A 22,254-nucleotide genomic window follows, 5' to 3' on the forward strand; every position below is an offset into this window, starting at 1 on the left:
AACTCAAATCTAACCATCATAATGACTGCTATATTATTAATTGTTAATTGTTAATTGTTAATTCATAATTAACTAACGGATATATTCTTTTAAAATGCTATTCCGATTGGGATGACGCAATTTTCGCAATGCTTTAGCTTCAATTTGGCGAATTCTTTCACGAGTAACATTGAATATTTGACCAATTTCCTCTAAAGTTTTCATTCGTCCATCATCCAAACCATACCGTAATCGCAATACATCTCGTTCACGAGGACTTAAAGAATCTAAAACATTTTCTAAATCTTCTCGTAGTAAATTTTTTGATACTTCATCTTCAGGAGTTTCCCCATCAGCCTCAATAAAATCCCCCAAACGAGAATCTTCTTCTTTCCCGATGGGGGTTTCTAAGGATATGGGTAGTTGAGCAGATTTGGCAATAAAACGCAATTTCTCAATCGTCATCTCCATATCTTCTGCAATTTCTTCCTCGGTGGGTTTGCGTCCCATTTTTTGGGATAACATCTTAGTGGTTTTTTTAATGCGAGAAATAGTTTCGTAAAGATGAACAGGAAGACGAATAGTTCGAGATTGATCAGCGATGGCACGAGTAATGGCTTGACGAATCCACCATGTAGCGTAAGTGGAAAACTTATAGCCTTTTTCGTGGTCAAATTTTTCGGCGGCACGAATTAAACCCAGAGATCCTTCTTGAATCAAATCTTGGAAGGATAAACCACGATTCATGTACTTTTTGGCAATAGAGACCACTAAACGAAGGTTAGACTGTACCATCTTATCCTTTGCTCGTCGTCCGATGTGTAAACGGCGGTTAAACTGACGCAGGTTTGGAATATCACAAGCGATCGCCCATTCTTGATCCGTCGGGATACGCCCCAAATGTTCCATTAAAGTCGCCCTGATATATTCTAAATCTAATAAATCAGCAATTTGTCGGGCTAGTTCAATTTCTTCCTCCGCTCGGAGTAGTCTGATTCTACCAATTTCTTGAAGATAGATACGAATAGAATCTTCTGTGAAAGGTTTTTTCTTCGTTTGGGTGCGACGACGGGTAGCTGGTAATTTACGAGCTTTTTTCCCATTTAGATCACTAACACCAATAGAATCAGCTTCAGCGATCATCTCTGGAAACTCTGGGTCAATAGTTCCGATCGAACCACTCAAATTATTACCAGAATTAAAGTCGAACATTTCCTCGAAATCATTAGCGGGTGAGATAGTTGCGAAAATTTCTTGTGCCTGGGTCATGCCGTTTTCCTCTTACTCCTTCTGAAAATTTAGCTAGAAGATGAATTTTTCAAATCACTTTACAATACATTCTTAGCACAAAAAACACAAAAAACTCGATCGTTGATCATTCCACGCATTAAATTAATTAATTCGATACATCTTAGCTGATGAATAGAAAAAATAGGATAAGTAGAATTCAATAAAATCATCGGTATCGAGTAAAAGTGCTACTGTGCTAGATATTCTTCAGGAAAACCCTGAACTCTGGATAAAATGACCAATCTAATCAACGGTCAAAATATTTGACTGCTTTCCATGAAGCCAACAGTCTGATATACTCACTAATTGTCAAGACAAAAATCCGTATAACTAGCAAATTTTATGGATTGACAGGAAAATATATCGTTTTCTAAAAAAACAGTGGTTACGGTGAGTAACAATTACTGTTTTCTCTAGTAATGTGAGTTTTAAGCTCCAAAATACAAATTGAACTATAAAACTTTCCTGATAGATAATTAGTTAGGAGGTTTTATTAGTAAAATCTTTCAGATATTGTAATGAATTTCACAGAAAATGGCATTAAGAAGATATATTTTTTTATCATAATTATTTGCTCAAGTCTGCGATAGTACATAGGTTTTTGTGAAATCTATTCTTAATCTTCCCTGACCACTAGGTTAACAAACCTTTTGGGTTTTGGGGGGAATATCTGTAAATTTACGCACAATTTGTCATCAAACTTTGAACAATTAACAAATCTATCTGTTTTTTTCTGTAACAGAGGGCGAAAAAGAAAAGATAACCCACAAAAGATAAATTTTTACCGTTAGTCATTTTTATTTAATAATTAAGCATTATGTTCAAAAAATAAATGGTGTAAGACTATTGTTGGGCAAATTTATTTATTTTTTAGCTCATAATACTATTTTCTATTCCTTACTCTTAAAAAGAATTTAAGTCTAATTATCGATGATTAATTGCCCATTGTTATAATTCACCACAATAGGAAATGCCATTACAATATTTTCTTGTTTATAAACCCTGTGAATTTCTTTAATAAACTCATGGGTGATGATAAATCGATCGAAATACTCATTAATTTTAAGATAAACTATCAGATTAATTGAATAATAGTCAAATTTATCATACCTTAAAAAAGGTTCAAAATTTTTTACCCCACCATTAACATTTGCTAAAACTTTTTTCGCAATAACTAAAGTTATTAATTCAACTTTTTCTAAATCACTATCATAACTAATACCTATTTTGATCGGTAATAAAAAAGAAGAATTAGATAAAGTATAATTTTTGAAACTAGAATCAATAATTTGTCGATTAGGAATAACAATTATATTCTCATAAATATCTTTAATTAATGTATATTTTAATTCTACATCCATTACATAACCTTCTTCTCCATTTTTAAATTTAATATAATCTCCCGGACGAATTTTCCGAGAAATAATAATATTTATTCCAGAAATTAGATTACTTAAAGTATTTTGAAATGCCAAACCGATCGATAAACTACCTACACCAAAAGCAGTAATTAAAGCAGTAATTTGAATCCCGATCGACTGTATAATAATTAAAAACCCAATACTAAAAATTAGAACTTTAGTTAAATATTCAAATAGAGAAGTAATAGAAAGACTCGTCTCATTTTTTTTCCCATATAATTGAATGCTACTTACCGCTAAACGAGAAGCTAAAATCGTTCCGCCAGTTAAAGCAATGACTATTAATATTTTTTGAATTAAAATATTTAATGCTGAAGGTAAACTAATAGTAGGTAAAATAAGTCCGATCGAGCCTACAATAGACCAAAGAAAAATAATGCCATCAAAACATTCAAAAATAAAGCTATATTTTCTTAATAAACTATTAGTATTAATATTTTCTCTTAATTTTTTAAGCCGATTTTCGACTAAAACTCCCATTAAAACTATGATTAACACCACAAAAATAGGAGCTAAACTTTTAACTATAAAATTCCAATTAAATAACAACATTAAAAAACTCAATAATAAATATCCTATGTATTGCTTTCAAACTAAAGAAAAAATTTTTTCTCCTCTAACCTAAATAAATAATTTCAATAAAGTTGTTTTTGTATATACAAAATAGCCTTTCAACTTGAAAAATAATTGTCAACAACCTATTGCGTTATTGTTCTTTTATCGTATATAATGATTGTTTGTGACTAAAAGTACAAAAATTAGCCACTCAAAGATACTGAGATAAAAAGATTATAGATCAATATCTTAAGTCTGTTGAGGTTTTTAGGGCTGTTACTAATCTTTAAGTTGAGATTAGTAGTTATTAAAATGTCTGCTGAAAAACATAAGATATCAAGGGAGTTAGTGAGTAAGGCTAACTTATATTACTTGCTCCTTTAATTATTGTGCAGACAAATCTCAGTCAGAAAGAAAACTCTTTCCCTGAAACCAATCGTGTTGTTTAGCAATTTAGAGGGACAGATCCCGTGAGCTTAGGCGTACTCGGTACAAAACTAGGCATGACCACCATCTTTGATCCTGAAACAGGTAATGCAATTCCTGTAACTGTAGTTCAAGCAGGTCCATGTCTAGTAACTCAAATAAAAACCAAAGAAACTGACGGTTATACAGCCGTTCAACTCGGATACAGTGATCTACCCGATCGTAAGCGTACCTTAAACACCAAAGAGCCTAAAGAAGTTAATAAATACTTAACCAGTCCCGAAGACGGACATTTAAGTAATAAAGGACTTCCTGCTTTACGTCATCTCAAAGAATATCGTTTAGACGATGTAAGTTCATTTGAAATTGGGCAAACCATCGGAGCAAACTTGTTTGAAGAAGGTGCATTAGTAGATGTAGGTGGAAAAACCATCGGAAGAGGGTTTTCTGGTTATCAAAAACGTCATAACTTCAAAAGAGGTAATATGACTCATGGTTCTAAAAACCATCGTTTACCCGGTTCAACAGGTGCGGGGACAACTCCCGGTCGTGTTTACCCCGGCAAAAGAATGGCAGGACGTTATGGTAACACCAACGTTAAAATCCGTAAGTTAGTTGTCGTAAAAATTGACTCCGATCGTAACTTGTTACTTATCAAAGGAGCAATTCCGGGCAAAACAGGCAACTTAGTTAGTATTACTCCCGCCTTAATCGTCGGTCAAAAGTAATTTAACTCACAGTTAAGATAAACGAAATTTCATTTTTAAAAATTATGGTTAATTGTGTAGTAAAAAATTGGCAAGGAGAACATAGTGGCGAAACTACTTTAGAGATGCCGATCGCTAAAGTAGAAAACGCAGAACACATTGTCCATCGTGCCTTAGTTCGTCAACTACATAATCAGCGTCAGGGAACAGCATCCACAAAAACTAGAGCAGAAGTGCGTGGTGGTGGTCGTAAACCTTGGCGGCAGAAAGGTACTGGTAGAGCTAGAGCCGGTTCTATTCGTTCTCCCCTATGGCGTGGCGGTGGTGTCATTTTTGGACCAAAACCCAAAGATTACAACCTCAAAATGAACCGTAAGGAAAGAAGATTAGCTTTAAGAACCGCTTTTATCAGTCGTGTGGAAGATCTTATTGTTGTAGAAAATTTTGCAGATCAGTTGAGTGCGCCTAAAACTAAAGAAGTAGTAGCCGCTTTAACTCGTTGGGGTGTCACTTCTGAGCAAAAAGTACTCTTAATTGTCACGGATATTTCTTCTGATAATCTTTACCTATCTGTTCGTAACTTACCCAATGTCAAACTTCTTAAACATGATTGTTTAAATATTTATGACATTTTATACGCTGATAAAATTGTAGCTACCTCTGAAGCTATTACCAAAATACAGGAGGTTTATTGTGGCGAATAGTAGATACGGAAAAACAACTAAAGTCAGAAAAAGCATTGCTGAATTAGCAGATATTGTTATCCGTCCCATCGTTACCGAAAAGGCAACTTATATGATGGAAGATAACAAATTTGTCTTTGAAGTAGTTAAGCCTGCAACTAAGCCCGAAATTCGTGCGGCGATCGAAAGTTTATTTGATGTAAAGGTAGTTAAAGTCAATACGATGAATCAACCCCGTAAAAAACGTCGTGTTGGTCAAAGTATTGGTTATAAACCTCAATACAAAAAAGCGATCGTAACCCTCGCCGAAGGAGATTCTCTCCAAAGTACATTTTTCCCTGAATTATAATCTCCTAAATTTTGGGGAAATTGCTCACAGAAACTGATAATTATTAATTAAATTATGGGTGTTCGTACATATAGACCATATACACCAGGCAGAAGACAAGCGGTAAGCTCAGATTTCGCAGAAATCACAAAAAGCACTCCGGAAAAGTCTCTGACAAAATATGTCCACCGTAAAAAGGGACGTAATAACAGAGGTGTAATTACCAGTCGTCACCGTGGCGGCGGACACAAAAAACTTTATCGTATTATCGACTTCAAAAGAGATAAAAGAGATATTAACGCTGAAGTAATTGCGATCGAATATGATCCTAACCGTAATGCTCGTATTGCTCTTGTGCAGTATGAAGACGGCGAAAAAAGATATATTCTCGCTCCAGCAGGTATCCAAGTAGGAGCTACTATTATCGCTAGTGCGGAAGCACCTTACGAAATCGGTAATGCTTTACCTTTGGAAAAAATTCCCCTCGGTACAGAGATTCATAACATTGAACTCACCGAAGGAAAAGGCGGTCAAATCGTTCGTGCCGCTGGTGGTTTTGCTCAATTAATGGCAAAAGACGGAAATTATGTAACTCTGAAACTACCTTCCAAAGAGGTACGGATGATTCGTAAAGAATGTTATGCCACTATCGGACGGGTAGGAAATATCGAAGCCAGAAACCTCAAACTCGGAAAAGCTGGTAAGACTCGTCATTTAGGTATCAGACCCCATGTAAGAGGAAGTGCCATGAACCCTGTAGATCACCCTCATGGTGGTGGTGAAGGTCGTGCTCCTATCGGTCGTTCTGGACCTGTTTCTCCTTGGGGACAACCTGCTTTAGGTAAGAAAACTCGTAAGAAGAAAAAACTCAGTAGTAAATATATCGTTCGTCGTCGTAACGCCAACAAAGGCAAATAAGACAACTTTCGAGATTTTAACCGCATTAATAAGGAAAATTCATGAGTCGTTCACTGAAAAAAGGACCATTTATAGCGGATAGCCTTCTCACCAAAATTGAGAAATTAAACACCAAAGGTGAGAAACAAGTGGTTAAAACTTGGTCTCGTGCTTCCACTATCATCCCCCAAATGATCGGTCATACTATCGCCGTTCATAATGGTCGTCAACACGTTCCTATCTTTGTTACCGAACAAATGGTAGGTCATAAATTAGGGGAATTTGCTCCTACTCGTACCTTCCGAGGTCACGCTAAAAGTGACAAAAAAGCAAGACGCTAAGAGATTAATTAGGAGAACAGGAGAGGAGAAGAACAGGAAAAGAGAAGAACAGGAGAAATACTATTTTCATTCCCTAATTCTTAAATTTCTAATTCCTAATTCCTAATTCCTAATTCCTAATTCACACTTCACCTAACAATCATGGCTAAAACAAAAGAAAAACCAGAGGTTGATACCTCCCAAGAAGTAAAAGCGATCGCCCGTTATATTAGAATGTCACCTTCAAAAGTGAGACGGGTTTTAGATCAAATTCGGGGGCGTAGTTACAGAGAAGCATTAATTATTCTCGAGTTTATGCCCTATCGTGCTTGTGAACCCATTATCAAGGTTCTTCGTTCTGCTGTAGCAAATGCTGAACACAACGGAGGTTTAGATCCCTCTACTTTAGTGATCAGTACTGCCTTTGCCGATGGTGGACCTACTTTAAAACGTTTTCGTCCTAGAGCGCAAGGTCGTGCTTATCAAATCCGTAAACGCACTTGTCATATTACTGTGGCAGTCGCCCCCACGGTCTAGTTAACCATGAAAAAGGAACAACAAAAATAACATGGGACAAAAAGTACATCCAATTGGTTTTCGCCTTGGCTATACAAAGGAACACTCTTCCTGTTGGTATGCTGATCCGAAATTTTACCCTCAACTTCTTCAAGAAGATCACAAAATTCGTCAATACATTGATAAAAATCTCGGTAATGCTAGTATTGCTGAAATTAAAATCGATCGTAAAGCAGATCAAATAGATCTCTCTATCCATACAGCTAGACCGGGTGTAGTAGTGGGAAAAGGTGGACAGGGCATCGAAAAATTACGGACTGATTTACAAGCATTGCTCAAAAATCAACGTCAATTTCGTGTCAATGTCATTGAAGTAGCTAATGTTGATGCTAGTGCTCCACTCATGGCTGAATTTATCACCTCTCAACTTGAAAGACGGGTTTCCTTCCGTAGAGTTGTTAGACAAGCCATCCAAAGAGCTCAAAAAGCTGAAGTACTCGGTATCAAAATTCAAGTCAGTGGTCGTCTCAATGGTGCTGAAATTGCTCGTACTGAGTGGATTCGTGAAGGTCGTGTGCCTCTCCATACCCTTAGAGCCGATATTGATTATTCCTACAAAACCGCTAGTACTATCTACGGAATTTTAGGTATTAAAGTTTGGATCTTCAAGGGTGAAATTATCCCCGGTGAAGAAGATTTAAGAGCCAATACCAAGGCTAAACAGGGACGTAAAAAGCCCCGTCGTCAAAAATTTGAAGATCGCTCTGAGTAGTTGACAGGCAAAAGGCAAAAGGCAAGAGGCAAAAGGTAATAGAACAAACTCTAAAGCCTAACACCTAGCACCTAAAGCCTAACACCTAATACCTAATACAACCATTAACTAGAAACTATGTTAAGTCCAAGAAGAACGAAATTCCGTAAACAACATCGGGGTAGAATGACTGGTAATGCCTATAGAGGTAATACCATTAGTTTTGGAGATTTTGGTCTTCAAGCCATCGAACCTTGTTGGATTACCTCCCGTCAAATTGAAGCGGCAAGACGGGCAATTACTCGTTATGTTCGTAGAGGCGGTAAAATCTGGATTCGTATTTTTCCAGATAAACCCGTTACTATGCGTCCTGCTGAAACTCGTATGGGATCTGGAAAAGGTAATCCTGAGTTTTGGGTAGCGGTAGTTAAACCAGGCAGAATCATGTTTGAGATTGCTGGAATTCCTGAAGCTACCGCCAGAGAGGCTATGCGTTTAGCGGCTCAAAAACTCCCCATCAAAACCAAATTTATTACTCGATCGGAGGAATATTAAGTCCCTATGGCACTTCCTAAAGTTGCAGACGCAAGAAAATTAAATGATGAAGAACTAGCCGCAGAAATTATCACTGCGAAACAAAAGCTATTTCAACTCAGACTCCAACAAACCACAGGGCAATTAAAAAAACCCCATGAGTTTAAACACACTAAACATTGGGTCGCTCAACTCCTAACAGTACAAGGTGAAAGAGCAAGATCCGCTACCACTACTCAAGCATAAGGAGTAATCAGTATATGGCAGTTAAAGAAAGAGTAGGCGTAGTCGTAAGTAACAAAATGGATAAAACCGCCGTTGTTGCCATCGAAAATCGCTCTCCTCACCCCAAATACGGCAAAATTGTCGTTAAAACCAAAAAATATAAAGCTCACGACCCTGAAAATCAATGTAAAGAAGGCGATCGTGTGAGAATCAGAGAAACTCGTCCTCTCAGCAAAACTAAACGTTGGGAATTAGCTGAAATCCTTATTTCTAAAGCTCTTTAGGGTCGATTTATAGTTTCCTTCATTCCCCAATCAACTAATTAATTAACTAGAATGATTCAACAACAAAGTTACCTAAATGTAGCCGATAACAGTGGTGCGCGTAAGATTATGTGCTTACGGGTGTTATCTACTGGTAATTGTACCTATGGTGGCATCGGAGACGTAATTATTGCTGTAGTGAAAGATGCAATTCCTAACATGGCAGTGAAAAAGTCCGACATCGTAAGGGCAGTAATCGTACGCACGAAGCAATCTTTACGTCGTGATAGTGGCATGAGTATTCGTTTTGACGATAACGCCGCCGTCATTATCAATAAAGATAACAATCCCAGAGGCACTCGTGTTTTTGGTCCTGTGGCTCGTGAATTACGGGATAAAAACTTTACTAAAATTATCTCTCTCGCTCCGGAGGTACTCTAAACAATGAGATCAGCAAATAAGAAAAAACAAGGACCTGATAGATATAAAATGCACGTCAAAAAAGGTGACACAGTGCAAATTATCTCAGGTAAAGATAAAGGCAAAGTAGGAGAAATCCTCAAAGCAATCCCCAAAGATAGTCGAGTTATCGTTAAGGGTGTCAACATCAGAACTAAACACGTTAAACCCAGACAAGAGGGTGAAAGTGGTCAAATTAGTACTTATGAAGCTCCAATTCATAGTTCTAAAGTAATGCTGTACTCAGAAAAAGAAAAAGTGGCTAGTCGTATTAGCTATGTCTTGACTGAAGAAGGCAAAAAAGTCAGAAAACTGAAAAAAACTGGCGAGATTATTGATTAATTTTCCAATTTCTTTTCAGAATTAACGGGATATTTCATAACTATTAGTAAACACTCCCTATGTCAAGATTAAAAACTTATTACCAAGAAACTATCACCCCTAAACTTAAAGAACAATTTGGATATACGAATATTCACCAAGTTCCTAGGGTATCCAAAATCGTTATTAACCGAGGATTAGGGGAGGCATCACAGAATGCTAAAGCACTGGAGTCGTCTCTGAGTGAACTAGCTGTGATTACCGGACAAAAACCTGTTGTTACCCGCGCGAAAAAAGCGATCGCTGGTTTTAAAGTTCGCCAAGGAATGCCCGTTGGTGCGATGGTGACTCTAAGATCAGACAAAATGTATTCTTTCTTAGAACGTCTCATTAGCCTTGCATTACCTCGAATTCGTGACTTCCGAGGCGTTAGCCCCAAAAGTTTTGATGGCAGAGGCAATTATAGCTTAGGGGTAAAAGAACAATTGATCTTCCCTGAAATCAGTTACGACACCATCGAGCAAATTCGTGGCTTTGATATTTCTATTATCACCACCGCTAACACCGATGAAGAAGGACGGGCTTTACTCAAAGAGATGGGAATGCCCTTTCGTGACAAATAAATTAAGGTAACAGAGGAACAGAACAAAGAATGCCAGCACACGACACTATTTCAGATATGCTGACTCGTATTCGCAACGCCTGTGCAGTACGCCATTCCACCGTTAACATCCCTAGCACTCGCATGACTCGCAGTATTGCAGAAGTGTTAAAAAGTGAAGGGTTTATTACTGGTTACGAGGAAATGGGTGAAGGAGTCAACAAAAATATCGTAGTTTCCCTTAAATATAAGGGGCGTAATCGTCAGCCGATTATTCAAAATATCCGTAGAGTAAGTACTCCCGGTTTAAGAGTCTATAGTAAGAAGAAAGACTTACCCAGAGTTTTAGGTGGTATAGGAGTTGCTATTGTTTCTACTTCTCACGGTATTATGACCGATCGAGAAGCCAGAAAACAAAACATTGGTGGCGAAGTACTTTGCTATATCTGGTAACAATTGAAGGTAAAAGACAAACAGCAAAAGATAATAGAAATATTCATTCTTAAATTGTCCAAATGTCAAATCTTAACCTTAAATTGTCAATTGTCAAACCATCCAACAATTTATAACTTATAAATAAATCATGTCTCGTATTGGAAAACGTCCTATCACAATACCTGCAAAGGTAGAAATCAAAATTGACGGACAACAAGTAAATGTTACTGGTCCAAAAGGTAACTTATCCAGAGACTTGCCTTCTTTAATTACCATATTACAAGAAGGACAAGAACTTCTCGTCGCCCGGGAGAACGATTCTCGTAAAGCCAGAGAAAGACACGGCTTGTGTCGTACTTTAGTAGCTAACATGGTTGATGGTGTTAGTCAAGGTTTTGAGAAAAAATTAGAAATCCAAGGGGTTGGTTATCGAGCTCAAGCTCAAGGATCAAAACTAACTCTTAACGTTGGTTACAGTAAACCTGTAGAAATGGAAATGCCCCAAGGTATTAATGTTGCTGTTAATACCAATACCGAAGTTGTAATTTCTGGTATAGATAAAGAATTAGTAGGTAACGTTGCTGCCAAAATCCGTGCAGTTCGTCCTCCAGAAGTCTATAAAGGAAAAGGTATTCGTTACGCTGGGGAATATGTAAGACGTAAAGTAGGTAAATCAGGTAAGAAATAATTATGACCATTAATCGTAAAGATCTGGTACAACGTCGTCATTTACGCATTCGTAAAAAAGTAACTGGAACTCCTGAGCGTCCTCGGTTAGCAGTATTCCGTTCTAACCTTCATATTTATGCTCAAGTTATTGATGATGTATCGCAAAACACTTTAGTCTCGGCATCTACTATTGATAAAGAACTAAAAGAAAAATTCGCTAATAAATCTACCTCTAACAGTGATGCGTCTGCGGAAGTAGGCAAATTGGTCGCTCAAAGAGCATTAGCTAAGGGTATTGATAAAGTTGTATTCGATCGTGGTGGAAATCTCTATCATGGACGAGTAAAGGCTTTAGCCGATGCCGCTCGTGAATCTGGTCTTAACTTCTAAGAGGAATATATCATGGCAAAAGAACGAGAACAAGAACAACAACGCAAAGGCGGGAAACAAAGAAAACAACGCAAAGAGAAAAAAGATAACGCTTGGCAAGAAAGAGTTGTCCAGATTCGCCGTGTTAGCAAAGTTGTTAAGGGTGGTAAAAAACTCAGTTTCCGTGCGATCGTTGTTGTTGGTAACGAAAAAGGACAAGTCGGTGTAGGAGTTGGTAAGGCAGGAGATGTTATTAATGCAGTACGTAAAGCCGTATCTGACGGGAAAAAACACCTCATCACTATCAATCTCAACAAAGCTGATTCTATTACCCACGTTAGCAATGGTGTAGCTGGTGGAGCAAAAGTATTTATGCGTCCTGCTGCTCCCGGTACTGGGGTAATCGCAGGGGGTGCTGTGCGTACCGTCTTGGAATTAGCAGGAATCAAGAATATTTTAGCAAAACAACAAGGATCTAATAATCCTTTGAATAATGCCAGAGCTGCTGTTAATGCTTTACAACAGATTCGCAGTTTCTCTCAAGTGGCTAAAGAAAGAGAAATTCCTATAGAACAAATTTATTCATAAGCGATCTTATTATCCCATAATCATTATGAGACTTCATCAATTATCTCCTAAGCCTACATCTAAAAAACGTCGTCGCCGTATCGGTAGAGGTATTTCTGCTGGACAGGGTGCTAGTGGCGGTTTTGGGATGAGAGGACAAAAATCTCGATCGGGTACAGGTACAAAACCAGGTTTTGAAGGGGGACAAATGCCCCTTTACAGACGGGTACCCAAGTTAAAACACTTTACCGTCATTAACCGTAAATATTTCACCATTATCAATGTGGAGAAATTAGCTGATTTAGCACCTAATACTGAGGTTACGATGGAATCTTTGATGGCTGTTGGTATTGTTACCACTAATGATGGCCCTCTCAAAATTCTTGGTAACGGTGAGCTAGGAGTAGCTCTTAATGTCAAAGCAGCCGCATGGAGTAAATCCGCTCAAGCCAAAATTGAAGCAGCAGGAGGCACTATTACCTCTACTCAACCTCAAAATGATCAAAGCAATGATGGTTAATTAATGTCAAGATATTAAGAATGAAGAATTGAGAATGGATAATGCAGAATTGATAATTCCTAATTTCTAATTCCTCATTCCCCATTATTTATTCACCATTTATACAAGTAAATTAGATCATGGTTGTTAGTAAAGAAAAAACTCCAACCGCCCAAGAGACTTTTATGCAAATGGCGCAAGCCGCAGGGTTACGCAGTCGTTTGCTAATTACTTTAGGATTATTAATCCTCATTCGCTTGGGCATTTATATTCCTGTACCCGGAATCGATCGAGTCGCATTTGAAGCGGCAGTCAAAAATCTTCCTTTTTTAGGATTTTTAAATATCTTTACTGGAGGGGGTTTAGCAACTGTTGGTATTTTTGCCCTAGGAATTTTACCTTATATTAACGCTTCCATTATTATGCAGTTATTAGCTTCTGCTATTCCTGCCTTGGAAGACTTACAGAAAAATGAGGGAGAAATTGGACGGCGCAAAATTGCTCAAATTACTCGTTATGTTGCCCTTGGTTGGGCAATTATTCAAAGTACTGGGATTACTGTTGGTCTTCTGCGTCCTTATGCCCTCGATAATAGCCCCCTATTTGTTGTGGAAACTGTATTAGCCATTACCGCAGGATCAATGTTTGTGATGTGGGTATCGGAATTAATCACTGAACGAGGTTTAGGTAATGGTGCATCCTTGTTAATTTTCGTTAACATTGTTGCTGTTTTGCCTCAAACTCTGGCTAATACTATCGACTATGCTCAAACTGGAGGCAGACAAGCGATCGCCCAAGTAGCTATTTTAATCTTAGTATTTTTAGTGATGATTGTGGGTATCGTTTTTGTCCAAGAAGGCACTCGCAGAATTCCCATTATTTCTGCCCGTCGTCAAGTCGGACGCAGATTATACAGAGAAAGAACCAGTTACTTACCCTTGAGACTTAATCAAGGTGGTGTAATGCCCATTATTTTTGCTTCAGCAGTGTTGGTTTTGCCTTCTTCTGTAGCTGGGTTTGCCGAAAAAAGCCCTTTTAATGCAGTGTTAAATCAAATAGCTATTGCTTTACGTCCTGGATCAATCTGGTATGTAGTTACCTACTCGGTACTAATTATCTTTTTCAGTTATTTCTATGCCTCTTTGATTTCTAATCCTGAAGATATAGCTCAAAACTTGAAGAAAATGGGTACAAGTATTCCTGGTATTCGTCCGGGTAAAGCAACGATCGCTTATTTAGAAGGGGTTTTAAATCGTTTAACCTTACTGGGGGCAATATTTTTAACTATTGTAGCGACAGTTCCGACCTTTGTGGAGAGTGCAACAGGAGTAACTACTTTTCAAGGTTTCGGTGCCACATCCCTCTTAATTCTTGTGGGGGTTGCCATTGATACCGCAAAACAAGTACAAACTTACGTCATATCCCAACGTTACGAAGGCATGGTTAAACAATAATAGATCAATTAACAGTTAACAATTTTCTCATCAACTTTAAACACATTTATTGCCAATTATCAATTGTCAATTAAAAACCCATGACCAAACTAATCTTTTTAGGCGCACCGGGAGCAGGAAAAGGTACTCAAGCCCAAATCCTAGCTGAAACTCTGGGTATTCCTCATATTTCAACGGGGGAAATTCTCAGGGGTGCGATCGCTGATGAAACTCCTCTGGGGTTGAAAGCGAAAAGTTATGTTGATAATGGGGATTTAGTACCTGATGACCTTATTTTAGATTTGATCAAACAAAGATTAGGAGAAGAAGATGCACAAAAAGGATGGATTCTTGATGGTTTTCCTCGGAATGTTTCTCAAGCAGATTTTTTAACTAATTTACTCCAACAATTAAATCAAAATTGTGATGGTGTAATTAATTTTGATGTCCCTGATCAAGTTTTAATTGACCGTTTGTTAGGTCGAGGTAGAAAAGATGATAATCAAGAAACCATTAGCAATCGCTTAGTGGTATATCGTCAAAAAACTGCTCCCTTAATTGAATATTATCAGCAACATAACCTATTGAAAAACGTTAACGGCGATCGAGAACTTTCCCAAATCAGTCAGGAACTTGAAACCATAGTTAAATCCTAGAATCAAACTAGCAATGGATTTGATAGAATCAACAAGGATTACAAAATATCTTATAAATAAATACTATGTCGAAAAAAGATCTGATTGAAATGGAAGGAACTGTAACTGAATCTCTCCCTAACGCAATGTTTCGGGTGGATTTGGACAACGGTTTTAATGTTTTAGCCCATATTGCAGGGAAAATTAGAAGAAATTATATCAAAATTCTCCCCGGCGATCGAGTCAAAGTAGAATTAACTCCCTATGATTTAAGCAAAGGAAGAATTACCTACAGACTTAAAGGCAAAAAAGGTTAAAAACAAATAAAACAGTAAAAATATAAGACAAAAATTAATTGTCAATAGTCCGTCATTCACAATTTGACAGTGATGTCAATATCCTGTTATAATTAATAGCTTGCAGTGTAAACTACTACCATGAAAGTAAGAGCATCAGTCAAAAAAATTTGCGACAAATGTCGTGTTATCCGCCGTAAAGGTCGGGTAATGGTGATCTGTTCCAACCCCAAACATAAACAACGTCAGGGATAAAATCTTAAACACAAGTCTAACTCATTAATAGTGAGTTTGGGCTAATTTTTGGTAAAAATAACGAGACTAACAAAGGAAACGAAAACATGGCAAGGATTTCTGGTATTGACTTACCTCGTGATAAACGAGTAGAAATAGGACTTACCTACTTGTATGGCATTGGTTTAACTTCTTCTCAAAAAATTCTGGCGGCTACCGGGGTTAACCCAGACACCAGAGTTAGAGATTTAAGTGACGAAGATGTCAGTAAACTAAGAGCCTACATTGACGAAAATTTCCAAATAGAAGGAGATTTGCGTCGTTTAGAAGCGATGAACATTAAGCGACTAGGAGACATCGGTACTTATAGAGGTCGTCGTCATCGTCAAGGACTTCCCTTGAGAGGACAAAGAACTCGTACTAATGCCAGAACTCGTCGTGGTCGTAGAGTTGCGATCGCTGGCAAGAAAAAGGCTCCTAAGAAATAGATAACTAAGGATCGCATTTTAGCATGGGCATCCTGAATACCGTTCAGTTCGGGTTGCAAAAACCTAAGATCACCTTAAATCATGCCTAGTGAGACAAATCACAGCTTAAACAAACTAACTAAATCTAATCAAAAACTTAAGTTAAACAAATTCAGTTAAAGAGGTATATCTGGCATGGCAAGACCCACCAAAAGGGGAGGACCGAAAAAGCAGAAGAAAAACATTCCCACTGGCGTTGCTTATATTAAATCCACATTCAATAATACTATTGTAACTATTACTGATGCCACGGGTAACGTTATTTCATGGGCAACGGCGGGATCGAGCGGTTTTAAGGGAGCAAAAAAAGGTACTCCCTTTGCCGCTCAAACGGCAGCAGATAGTGCCGCAAGAACTGCTATGGACAACGGAATGAGACAGGTTGACGTGATGGTTAGCGGGCCGGGTGCAGGTAGAGAAACCGCTATCAGAGCTTTACAAGGAGCAGGATTAGAAATTACATTAATTCGGGATATTACCCCTATTCCTCACAACGGCTGTCGCCCTCCCAAAAGACGCAGAGTCTAAAACTTTATGATAGTCATAAACTTCCTCAGGGAAAAGTTGATTATCAAAATTTGTATCTAAACCTGACTTCATAAATCGAGGAAATAACCACTGTGGCTGTGTTTAAAATAGACTGCTTAGTAAATAAAACTCAAAAAAATCAAGGACAATATGGTAAATTTGTACTAGAGCCTTTGGGAAGGGGACAAGGTATAACTTTGGGTAATTCCTTGAGGCGGGTGCTGTTGTCCAACTTAGAAGGGGCGGCGGTAACTGCCGTTAGAATCGCAGGGGTAAATCACGAATTTGCTGTTGTAGAAGGGGTAAGAGAAGATGTTTTAGAAATCATGCTAAACATGAAAGGGATTACATTTAAAAGCTACACAAACACACCTCAAATTGGTCGTTTAGTAGCCATTGGCCCTTGTACTGTTACAGCCGCTAAGTTTGATTTACCATCAGAAATAGATGTCGTTGAACCAAGTCAGTATATTTGTACTTTAGGTAAAGGTGCAAAATTAGAGATGGAGTTTAAAGTCGAGAAGGGTAAAGGTTATCGAGCCATTGAAAAAGGTAAAGATGAACATAGCTCCCTCGATTTTTTGCAAATCGATTCTGTGTTCATGCCCGTTACTAGAGTTAACTTCGCAGTAGAAGAAATTCGCTATGAAGGAGAAATGTCCGATCGTCTAATTTTAGAAATTTGGACAAATGGAAGCATAAAACCAGAAGAAGCTCTATCTGATGCGTCAACAATTTTAGTGGATTTATTTACTCCTTTAATGGACGCTACGAGCATTTCTGGTCAACCCGAAGAACTGGAAGAACCAGAAGATCCAGCAAGTCAAATACCCATTGAAGAATTGAATCTTTCTGTTCGTGCTTACAACTGTTTGAAACGAGCGCAAATCAATACGGTAGCTGATTTATTGGAATATTCTCAAGATGACCTCTTAGAAATTAAAAATTTCGGACAAAAATCTGCGGAAGAAGTTATTGAGGCTTTGCAACAGCGTTTAGGAATTACTTTAGCTGAGGGAAAAATGAAAGAAACTCCCGGTGGTGATTTAATTCAAAGTGCTGAACCCGTTGCTACCCCATAATCAGGTTAATTACTTCTTTCAGCAAGAGAGGAAAACGGTTAGGGTATTGTAAAACAAAATAAATAATTTAAGGAGGAAATTAATGCGTCACCGTTGTAAAGTGCCTTTATTGGGCTTACCAGCAGACCAAAGAAAAGCTCTTCTCCGTGCTTTAACTACTCAGTTATTACGAGAAGGTGAAATTACCACAACTAAAGCCCGTGCTAAGGCAGTTCGTACTACTGCGGATAAAATGATTACCTTAGCGAAGGATGGTTCTCTGTCCGCAAGACGTAGAGCCTTGGGTTATGTGTATGACAAAGATTTAGTAAATGATATTTTTGCTAAAGCTCAAGAACGCTATGCCGATCGTAATGGTGGCTATACCAGAGTTGTCCGTACGAAAAGTCGTCGGGGTGATAATGCTGAAATGGCAATCATTCAGTTAGTATAACTTTATTTTTTAGTTTCCGTGCCTCATGAACCATTGCTCTCAAGACTCCCAAAGAATTGCTTTAGTAATTCAGTATTTAGGGTCTAATTATCATGGTTGGCAACGACAGCCTAAATACATAAGTGTCCAAGAAAAAATCGAAATGGCGATCGCTTCAGTGGTTGGTCATCCTGTTACCATTCATGGTGCTGGTAGGACTGATAGTGGAGTTCATGGAGCGGCACAAGTAGCCCATTTTGATGTAAAATCCCCCGTTCCCCCTGATCGTTGGACAAAAGTCCTCAATGGATGTTTACCAGATGATATTTTAATTAGGGCATCGGCACAGGTAGCAAATGATTGGCACGCTTGTTTTTCAGCGTTATGGAGACGTTATCGTTATACTATATATACTGGTAAAATTCCCAACCTATTTTTACAACCGTTTAGTTGGCACTACTATCATCAGCCTTTAGATGAATCTTTGATTCAACAAGCGCTCAACCCTTTACTAGGAGTTCACGATTTAAGTGCTTTTCGCAGAGCTGGATCTAAACGTTTACACTCCATTTTAGAAGTGCAAGAAGTTAGTTGCGATCGAAAAGAAGACTTGATACATATTGAGATACAAGCTAGTGGCTTTTTATATGGGATGGTCAGATTACTGGTGGGGATGTTAGTAGAGGTGGGAGCAGGAACAAGATCTTTGTCAGAGTTTCAATATATTTGGAGCGATCGACGGCGAGACTTAGTTAAATATTCTGCCCCGGCAAAAGGATTATGTTTGTTAAGAGTAGGTTATCAGGATTTTCCGATACCTGAACCAATATGGTTTAATACTCAACCTATTTTTACTTTTAGTTAAAAAGTCTCAATTTAAAATGAATAAAACACCAGTTCCTAAACTAGAAGATATAGAAAAAAAATGGTTTATTGTTGATGCTCAAGATCAACGCCTCGGCAGATTAGCTACAGAAATTGCTAACGTTTTAAGAGGTAAAAATAAACCCACCTTTACCCCTCACTTAGATACAGGGGATTTTGTCATTGTTGTAAATGCGGAAAAAGTTGTTGTTACTGGCAAAAAAGGCGAACAAAAACTTTATCGTCGTCATTCCGGGCGTCCTGGTGGAATGAAAACAGAAACCTTTGATAAATTACAAAAACGTATTCCAGAAAGAATTATCGAAACTGCCGTTAAAGGTATGTTACCCAAAAATAGCTTAGGCAGAACTTTATTTACTAAGCTCAAAGTTTATACAGGATCTAACCATCCTCACACAGCACAAAAACCCGAAGTTTTAACCATTAATACTATTCCTGGAGGCGATAAATAATGTCGAATAAAGTAGTTTATCTTGGTACTGGTCGTCGTAAGTCTTCCGTTGCCAGAGTCCGTCTCGTACCCGGTACAGGTGCTGTTAAAGTTAACGATCGTGAAGGTTCAGAATATTTCCAACAAATTCAAGATTATATTCAAGCCTTAAAAGCACCCCTTGAAACTTTGGGATTAGAAAATGAGTATGATATTTTAGTAAATTCTCATGGTGGTGGTTTAACAGGGCAATCTGATGCCGTTAAATTAGGCGTTGCTCGTGCGTTATGTCAACTTGATCCTGAAAATCGTCAACCTCTTAAAGCGGAAGGTTATTTAACGAGAGATCCTCGTGCGAAAGAGCGTAAGAAATATGGTTTACATAAAGCCCGTAAAGCTCCTCAGTACTCCAAACGTTAATATTTGCCCCCTTGTTTTGAGAAGAGGGGGAAACAAATAAAGTGGTGAATTTATAGCGGAAAGCTAATTGCTCAAAGCTAAAGACTATTTTAAATTATCGATATAAATAAGGAAATTAAAATTATGCCAAAAGAAGGAATACACCCCCAATGGTATCCCGATGCAAAAGTGATTTGTAACGGAGAGGAAGTTATGCGTGTTGGTTCAACCCAACCAGAAATTCATGTAGAGGTTTGGTCTGGTAATCATCCTTTCTACACCGGTACTCAAAAAATTATTGACACGGAAGGTAGAGTCGATCGATTCTTGCGTAAATACGGTATGCTTAGTGGTAAGCAAGAAGGTTCTAACACTGAGACAAAGTAGAAATCTTTTTTCAAAAAATAAAGAAATATTTAAACTCTAGCAAATATGTTATTTGTTAGGGTTTTTTAGTAAGTGGGATTTGCTGAACTCTGATTACTGTCATACCAAGCGTGAATCATAAAATTATCGATAAAGAGAGAGGAAAGGGAAAAGTAAGAAAAATTGACTTAAAAGTTAGTCAAATTGATTTAAAACGATTATTTGCTCAATTTAATTCTTTTTTCAAACTAAAATTTGGTCAGTTACTAGCCTTAAACCCTTATTTTTAATATTTTTAAAGGTTTATAACAGCCCACTCAGGTTATCTATCATCGTTACAAGAATTTTTGACAAATCCTAGATAGTGATAGGATAGTGTTTATTTGAACAATTTTTTAACCTATACCAATCCTAAATGATTTAGGATCATTTTAATTCATCGTAACTGCTCTTAAAAAGAGAAGAATTAAACCTTTATTTTGTTACAAATCAGATAGTAATGCTATTATTATACTATCTTAATTTACGTTATATTTTAAATTTAATAACATAAAATAAATGGTTTTAAAACCACTAGAAATTTTATTAGTAGAAGATTCTTTGTCAGATGTAATTTTAATGAAAAAAATGCTTAAGCAAACTCTGACACCAAAAATTCTTCATGTAGCTAAAGATGGAATTGAGGCGATGAATTTTTTGCATCAAAAAGGTGAATATGAAAAACAGCATCGTCCAGATCTTATATTATTGGATTTGAATTTACCTCGCAAAAATGGGAAAGAAGTATTGAAAGAAATCAAATCTGATCTTGAATTAAAAGCTATTCCTGTTATTGTTTTAACTACATCAGAAGAAGACAAAGACATTATCGAATGTTATCAAGATCATGCTAACTGTTATTTGACTAAACCGATCGATTTAAGAGATTTTTACAAATGTGTAACGGCGATTGATAATTTTTGGTTTCAATTTGTCCGTTATCCTGTTAATTATTAATATTCATGGTCATATGGTTTCTTCCCTAATTTGTTTTAAAATTCTTTTAGTTGAGGATAATTTGCCTGATGTTATTATTCTTAAAAAACAGTTTCAAAAATTACAGACTCTTTCCGTTAAATTAACTCATGTATCTACTTGTCGAGATGCTATTTTTTCCCTTCAAAGTCATGATTTTGATGTTATTTTATTAGATCTATCTTTACCTGATAGTCACAATTTAGATACAGTAAAAACTATTTATAGTCATAGTGGAGATATTCCTATTCTTATTTTAACGGGTTTAGATGATCAGGTAACTGCGATCGCATCTGTAAGAGAAGGAGCACAAGATTATCTTGTAAAAGGACAAATTAATTTAGATAATTTACAAAGGTCAATACGCTATGCTATAGAGAGAAAACAGAGATTAAAAGAGATTAATATTTTAAATAAGAAACTATCTACATCTAATCAAGAATTAGAAAACTATGCTTATATTGTATCTCATGACTTAAAACAACCTTTACAAACTATTTTAGCTAGTAGTCAATTAATTTTACATTTAGAAAAAAATTTAAAGGAACAATCTTATCAATTATTAGAGTTTATTTTAGCTTCAACAAATCAAATGAATAAGCTGATTGATAATCTGCTTTCCTATGCTCAAATTAATAAAAAAAGTATTGAGAAAGAGATAGTCTGTGTAGAAAATATTATTAAAAATGTCATGAAGTTTTTAAATAAACAAATTCAAGATTCTAAGGCTTCAATTAATATTCAAATGAATAATAATAATAAACCAATTAAAGTTTTTTATAATAGTATTCAATTAAGTCAAATTTTACAAAATTTAATGAGTAATGCGATTAAATATATTCCCTACGATCGAACTCCAGAAATACAAATTACTATAGAAAAAAAAGAGGAAACATGGCTATTCATGGTTAAAGATAATGGTATTGGTGTTAAACCAGAAGATCAAGGTAGAATATTTGAAATGTTAGAAAGAGTGGACACCGATAGAAAATACTCAGGCAGTGGTATCGGTTTAGCTATCTGTCAAAAAATTGTTGAAATTAACGGTGGTAAAATTTGGGTAGAATCAATTTTAAATAAAGGATCAACATTTTTTTTTACCATCCCCATTTTAGCAATTGAGAATTGAGAAGTAATGAATCGATATTCTCAGACTTTCGCCCGATGCTTTGAAATAAGTTTCAAAGTGAGTTATGTT

Annotated in this window: 34 protein-coding genes; 32 read left to right on the forward strand and 2 right to left on the reverse strand. The window is 36.9% G+C overall.

The window, feature by feature from the left end:
• Positions 1-72: 72 nt before the first annotated feature.
• Both rpoD and GM3709_RS12115 read right to left on the reverse strand, forming a co-directional pair.
• Positions 73-1,248: an RNA polymerase sigma factor RpoD gene (gene rpoD, locus GM3709_RS12110; RefSeq protein ID WP_066119672.1), complete on the reverse strand. Its 1,176-nt coding sequence runs from the start codon at positions 1,246-1,248 to the stop codon at positions 73-75.
• 941 nt (positions 1,249-2,189) lie between these two features.
• Positions 2,190-3,242, reverse strand: a complete 1,053-nt coding sequence (locus GM3709_RS12115; protein ID WP_066119675.1) for a mechanosensitive ion channel family protein — start codon at positions 3,240-3,242, stop codon at positions 2,190-2,192.
• Between the two features lie 473 nt (positions 3,243-3,715).
• Here GM3709_RS12115 and rplC point away from each other — a divergent pair, with 473 nt between their 5' ends.
• The 32 genes from rplC to GM3709_RS12270 all read left to right on the forward strand — a co-directional run bounded on the left by rplC (position 3,716) and on the right by GM3709_RS12270 (position 22,185).
• Positions 3,716-4,399: a 50S ribosomal protein L3 gene (rplC, locus tag GM3709_RS12120; RefSeq protein ID WP_066119677.1), complete on the forward strand. Its 684-nt coding sequence runs from the start codon at positions 3,716-3,718 to the stop codon at positions 4,397-4,399.
• A gap of 44 nt (positions 4,400-4,443) precedes the next feature.
• Complete coding sequence (rplD, locus tag GM3709_RS12125) at positions 4,444-5,082, forward strand: 50S ribosomal protein L4 (RefSeq protein ID WP_066119678.1); 639 nt, start codon at positions 4,444-4,446, stop codon at positions 5,080-5,082.
• Positions 5,072-5,410 (forward strand): 50S ribosomal protein L23, encoded by a 339-nt coding sequence (locus GM3709_RS12130; protein WP_066119680.1) that lies wholly within the window; start codon positions 5,072-5,074, stop codon positions 5,408-5,410. Before rplD ends, GM3709_RS12130 begins: the two co-directional genes overlap by 11 nt.
• A 54-nt stretch (positions 5,411-5,464) precedes the next feature.
• On the forward strand, positions 5,465-6,307 hold the full coding sequence (gene rplB, locus GM3709_RS12135; RefSeq protein WP_066119682.1) for a 50S ribosomal protein L2: 843 nt from the start codon (positions 5,465-5,467) through the stop codon (positions 6,305-6,307).
• A gap of 41 nt (positions 6,308-6,348) precedes the next feature.
• Positions 6,349-6,627, forward strand: a complete 279-nt coding sequence (gene rpsS, locus GM3709_RS12140; RefSeq protein ID WP_066119684.1) for a 30S ribosomal protein S19 — start codon at positions 6,349-6,351, stop codon at positions 6,625-6,627.
• 141 nt (positions 6,628-6,768) lie between these two features.
• Entirely contained in the window at positions 6,769-7,143 is a 375-nt protein-coding gene (gene rplV / locus GM3709_RS12145; protein WP_066119686.1) for a 50S ribosomal protein L22, read from the forward strand.
• Between the two features lie 31 nt (positions 7,144-7,174).
• Complete coding sequence (gene rpsC / locus GM3709_RS12150) at positions 7,175-7,894, forward strand: 30S ribosomal protein S3 (RefSeq protein ID WP_066119688.1); 720 nt, start codon at positions 7,175-7,177, stop codon at positions 7,892-7,894.
• A gap of 117 nt (positions 7,895-8,011) precedes the next feature.
• Positions 8,012-8,428, forward strand: coding sequence for a 50S ribosomal protein L16 (rplP, locus tag GM3709_RS12155; RefSeq protein ID WP_066119691.1), 417 nt, complete (start codon positions 8,012-8,014; stop codon positions 8,426-8,428).
• Positions 8,429-8,434: 6 nt separating this feature from the next.
• On the forward strand, positions 8,435-8,653 hold the full coding sequence (rpmC, locus tag GM3709_RS12160) for a 50S ribosomal protein L29 (protein ID WP_066119693.1): 219 nt from the start codon (positions 8,435-8,437) through the stop codon (positions 8,651-8,653).
• 14 nt (positions 8,654-8,667) lie between these two features.
• Positions 8,668-8,916, forward strand: coding sequence for a 30S ribosomal protein S17 (gene rpsQ / locus GM3709_RS12165; protein ID WP_066119695.1), 249 nt, complete (start codon positions 8,668-8,670; stop codon positions 8,914-8,916).
• Between the two features lie 51 nt (positions 8,917-8,967).
• Positions 8,968-9,336 (forward strand): 50S ribosomal protein L14, encoded by a 369-nt coding sequence (gene rplN / locus GM3709_RS12170; RefSeq protein WP_066119697.1) that lies wholly within the window; start codon positions 8,968-8,970, stop codon positions 9,334-9,336.
• 3 nt (positions 9,337-9,339) lie between these two features.
• Positions 9,340-9,696: a 50S ribosomal protein L24 gene (gene rplX, locus GM3709_RS12175; RefSeq protein ID WP_066119699.1), complete on the forward strand. Its 357-nt coding sequence runs from the start codon at positions 9,340-9,342 to the stop codon at positions 9,694-9,696.
• A 59-nt stretch (positions 9,697-9,755) separates the two neighbouring features.
• Positions 9,756-10,298 (forward strand): 50S ribosomal protein L5, encoded by a 543-nt coding sequence (gene rplE, locus GM3709_RS12180; RefSeq protein WP_066119701.1) that lies wholly within the window; start codon positions 9,756-9,758, stop codon positions 10,296-10,298.
• Positions 10,299-10,327: 29 nt separating this feature from the next.
• The gene (gene rpsH, locus GM3709_RS12185; RefSeq protein ID WP_066119703.1) at positions 10,328-10,729 is read left to right on the forward strand and encodes a 30S ribosomal protein S8; all 402 of its coding nucleotides are present in this window, start codon (positions 10,328-10,330) and stop codon (positions 10,727-10,729) included.
• A 130-nt stretch (positions 10,730-10,859) separates the two neighbouring features.
• A complete protein-coding gene (gene rplF / locus GM3709_RS12190) occupies positions 10,860-11,399 on the forward strand; it encodes a 50S ribosomal protein L6 (RefSeq protein WP_066119705.1) in 540 nt (179 codons plus the stop codon).
• Positions 11,400-11,401: 2 nt separating this feature from the next.
• Positions 11,402-11,770 (forward strand): 50S ribosomal protein L18, encoded by a 369-nt coding sequence (rplR, locus tag GM3709_RS12195; protein WP_066119707.1) that lies wholly within the window; start codon positions 11,402-11,404, stop codon positions 11,768-11,770.
• Positions 11,771-11,782: 12 nt separating this feature from the next.
• A complete protein-coding gene (gene rpsE, locus GM3709_RS12200; protein ID WP_066119709.1) occupies positions 11,783-12,337 on the forward strand; it encodes a 30S ribosomal protein S5 in 555 nt (184 codons plus the stop codon).
• Between the two features lie 25 nt (positions 12,338-12,362).
• Positions 12,363-12,836: a 50S ribosomal protein L15 gene (gene rplO, locus GM3709_RS12205; RefSeq protein WP_066119711.1), complete on the forward strand. Its 474-nt coding sequence runs from the start codon at positions 12,363-12,365 to the stop codon at positions 12,834-12,836.
• Between the two features lie 119 nt (positions 12,837-12,955).
• Positions 12,956-14,269: a preprotein translocase subunit SecY gene (gene secY / locus GM3709_RS12210; RefSeq protein WP_066119713.1), complete on the forward strand. Its 1,314-nt coding sequence runs from the start codon at positions 12,956-12,958 to the stop codon at positions 14,267-14,269.
• 80 nt (positions 14,270-14,349) lie between these two features.
• Positions 14,350-14,904, forward strand: a complete 555-nt coding sequence (locus tag GM3709_RS12215) for an adenylate kinase (protein WP_066119715.1) — start codon at positions 14,350-14,352, stop codon at positions 14,902-14,904.
• Positions 14,905-14,969: 65 nt separating this feature from the next.
• Positions 14,970-15,200 (forward strand): translation initiation factor IF-1, encoded by a 231-nt coding sequence (gene infA / locus GM3709_RS12220; RefSeq protein WP_017296423.1) that lies wholly within the window; start codon positions 14,970-14,972, stop codon positions 15,198-15,200.
• A gap of 120 nt (positions 15,201-15,320) precedes the next feature.
• Positions 15,321-15,434 carry a 50S ribosomal protein L36 gene (rpmJ, locus tag GM3709_RS19195; RefSeq protein ID WP_071590996.1) on the forward strand — a complete coding sequence of 38 codons (114 nt, stop codon included), beginning with the start codon at positions 15,321-15,323 and terminating at the stop codon, positions 15,432-15,434.
• 86 nt (positions 15,435-15,520) lie between these two features.
• On the forward strand, positions 15,521-15,901 hold the full coding sequence (gene rpsM / locus GM3709_RS12225; protein WP_066119717.1) for a 30S ribosomal protein S13: 381 nt from the start codon (positions 15,521-15,523) through the stop codon (positions 15,899-15,901).
• A gap of 174 nt (positions 15,902-16,075) precedes the next feature.
• A complete protein-coding gene (gene rpsK / locus GM3709_RS12230; protein WP_066119719.1) occupies positions 16,076-16,468 on the forward strand; it encodes a 30S ribosomal protein S11 in 393 nt (130 codons plus the stop codon).
• Between the two features lie 92 nt (positions 16,469-16,560).
• Complete coding sequence (locus GM3709_RS12235) at positions 16,561-17,550, forward strand: DNA-directed RNA polymerase subunit alpha (RefSeq protein WP_066119721.1); 990 nt, start codon at positions 16,561-16,563, stop codon at positions 17,548-17,550.
• An 82-nt stretch (positions 17,551-17,632) separates the two neighbouring features.
• A complete protein-coding gene (gene rplQ, locus GM3709_RS12240; RefSeq protein WP_066119723.1) occupies positions 17,633-17,983 on the forward strand; it encodes a 50S ribosomal protein L17 in 351 nt (116 codons plus the stop codon).
• Between the two features lie 25 nt (positions 17,984-18,008).
• The gene (gene truA, locus GM3709_RS12245; RefSeq protein WP_066119725.1) at positions 18,009-18,827 is read left to right on the forward strand and encodes a tRNA pseudouridine(38-40) synthase TruA; all 819 of its coding nucleotides are present in this window, start codon (positions 18,009-18,011) and stop codon (positions 18,825-18,827) included.
• 16 nt (positions 18,828-18,843) lie between these two features.
• Positions 18,844-19,299 carry a 50S ribosomal protein L13 gene (gene rplM / locus GM3709_RS12250; protein WP_066119727.1) on the forward strand — a complete coding sequence of 152 codons (456 nt, stop codon included), beginning with the start codon at positions 18,844-18,846 and terminating at the stop codon, positions 19,297-19,299.
• Positions 19,299-19,697 (forward strand): 30S ribosomal protein S9, encoded by a 399-nt coding sequence (rpsI, locus tag GM3709_RS12255; RefSeq protein ID WP_066119729.1) that lies wholly within the window; start codon positions 19,299-19,301, stop codon positions 19,695-19,697. Before rplM ends, rpsI begins: the two co-directional genes overlap by 1 nt.
• A 123-nt stretch (positions 19,698-19,820) precedes the next feature.
• Positions 19,821-20,063, forward strand: coding sequence for a 50S ribosomal protein L31 (gene rpmE / locus GM3709_RS12260; RefSeq protein WP_066119731.1), 243 nt, complete (start codon positions 19,821-19,823; stop codon positions 20,061-20,063).
• 537 nt (positions 20,064-20,600) lie between these two features.
• Positions 20,601-21,038: a response regulator gene (locus tag GM3709_RS12265; protein ID WP_066119732.1), complete on the forward strand. Its 438-nt coding sequence runs from the start codon at positions 20,601-20,603 to the stop codon at positions 21,036-21,038.
• Positions 21,039-21,051: 13 nt separating this feature from the next.
• The gene (locus GM3709_RS12270) at positions 21,052-22,185 is read left to right on the forward strand and encodes an ATP-binding protein (protein WP_066119733.1); all 1,134 of its coding nucleotides are present in this window, start codon (positions 21,052-21,054) and stop codon (positions 22,183-22,185) included.
• Positions 22,186-22,254 lie beyond the last annotated feature (69 nt).

The sequence above is a fragment of the Geminocystis sp. NIES-3709 genome (assembly GCF_001548115.1).
Classification (GTDB): domain Bacteria; phylum Cyanobacteriota; class Cyanobacteriia; order Cyanobacteriales; family Cyanobacteriaceae; genus Geminocystis.

Coding starts and splice junctions, on each gene's coding strand:
- rpoD (WP_066119672.1), bottom strand. CDS start 1,248: ATGACCCAGGCACAAGAAATTTTCGCAACTATCTCACCCGCTAATGAT.
- GM3709_RS12115 (WP_066119675.1), bottom strand. CDS start 3,242: ATGTTGTTATTTAATTGGAATTTTATAGTTAAAAGTTTAGCTCCTATT.
- rplD (WP_066119678.1), top strand. CDS start 4,444: ATGGTTAATTGTGTAGTAAAAAATTGGCAAGGAGAACATAGTGGCGAA.
- rplB (WP_066119682.1), top strand. CDS start 5,465: ATGGGTGTTCGTACATATAGACCATATACACCAGGCAGAAGACAAGCG.
- rpsS (WP_066119684.1), top strand. CDS start 6,349: ATGAGTCGTTCACTGAAAAAAGGACCATTTATAGCGGATAGCCTTCTC.
- rplV (WP_066119686.1), top strand. CDS start 6,769: ATGGCTAAAACAAAAGAAAAACCAGAGGTTGATACCTCCCAAGAAGTA.
- rpsC (WP_066119688.1), top strand. CDS start 7,175: ATGGGACAAAAAGTACATCCAATTGGTTTTCGCCTTGGCTATACAAAG.
- rplP (WP_066119691.1), top strand. CDS start 8,012: ATGTTAAGTCCAAGAAGAACGAAATTCCGTAAACAACATCGGGGTAGA.
- rpmC (WP_066119693.1), top strand. CDS start 8,435: ATGGCACTTCCTAAAGTTGCAGACGCAAGAAAATTAAATGATGAAGAA.
- rpsQ (WP_066119695.1), top strand. CDS start 8,668: ATGGCAGTTAAAGAAAGAGTAGGCGTAGTCGTAAGTAACAAAATGGAT.
- rplN (WP_066119697.1), top strand. CDS start 8,968: ATGATTCAACAACAAAGTTACCTAAATGTAGCCGATAACAGTGGTGCG.
- rplX (WP_066119699.1), top strand. CDS start 9,340: ATGAGATCAGCAAATAAGAAAAAACAAGGACCTGATAGATATAAAATG.
- rplE (WP_066119701.1), top strand. CDS start 9,756: ATGTCAAGATTAAAAACTTATTACCAAGAAACTATCACCCCTAAACTT.
- rpsH (WP_066119703.1), top strand. CDS start 10,328: ATGCCAGCACACGACACTATTTCAGATATGCTGACTCGTATTCGCAAC.
- rplF (WP_066119705.1), top strand. CDS start 10,860: ATGTCTCGTATTGGAAAACGTCCTATCACAATACCTGCAAAGGTAGAA.
- rplR (WP_066119707.1), top strand. CDS start 11,402: ATGACCATTAATCGTAAAGATCTGGTACAACGTCGTCATTTACGCATT.
- rpsE (WP_066119709.1), top strand. CDS start 11,783: ATGGCAAAAGAACGAGAACAAGAACAACAACGCAAAGGCGGGAAACAA.
- rplO (WP_066119711.1), top strand. CDS start 12,363: ATGAGACTTCATCAATTATCTCCTAAGCCTACATCTAAAAAACGTCGT.
- secY (WP_066119713.1), top strand. CDS start 12,956: ATGGTTGTTAGTAAAGAAAAAACTCCAACCGCCCAAGAGACTTTTATG.
- GM3709_RS12215 (WP_066119715.1), top strand. CDS start 14,350: ATGACCAAACTAATCTTTTTAGGCGCACCGGGAGCAGGAAAAGGTACT.
- infA (WP_017296423.1), top strand. CDS start 14,970: ATGTCGAAAAAAGATCTGATTGAAATGGAAGGAACTGTAACTGAATCT.
- rpmJ (WP_071590996.1), top strand. CDS start 15,321: ATGAAAGTAAGAGCATCAGTCAAAAAAATTTGCGACAAATGTCGTGTT.
- rpsM (WP_066119717.1), top strand. CDS start 15,521: ATGGCAAGGATTTCTGGTATTGACTTACCTCGTGATAAACGAGTAGAA.
- rpsK (WP_066119719.1), top strand. CDS start 16,076: ATGGCAAGACCCACCAAAAGGGGAGGACCGAAAAAGCAGAAGAAAAAC.
- rplQ (WP_066119723.1), top strand. CDS start 17,633: ATGCGTCACCGTTGTAAAGTGCCTTTATTGGGCTTACCAGCAGACCAA.
- truA (WP_066119725.1), top strand. CDS start 18,009: ATGAACCATTGCTCTCAAGACTCCCAAAGAATTGCTTTAGTAATTCAG.
- rplM (WP_066119727.1), top strand. CDS start 18,844: ATGAATAAAACACCAGTTCCTAAACTAGAAGATATAGAAAAAAAATGG.
- rpsI (WP_066119729.1), top strand. CDS start 19,299: ATGTCGAATAAAGTAGTTTATCTTGGTACTGGTCGTCGTAAGTCTTCC.
- rpmE (WP_066119731.1), top strand. CDS start 19,821: ATGCCAAAAGAAGGAATACACCCCCAATGGTATCCCGATGCAAAAGTG.
- GM3709_RS12265 (WP_066119732.1), top strand. CDS start 20,601: ATGGTTTTAAAACCACTAGAAATTTTATTAGTAGAAGATTCTTTGTCA.
- GM3709_RS12270 (WP_066119733.1), top strand. CDS start 21,052: ATGGTTTCTTCCCTAATTTGTTTTAAAATTCTTTTAGTTGAGGATAAT.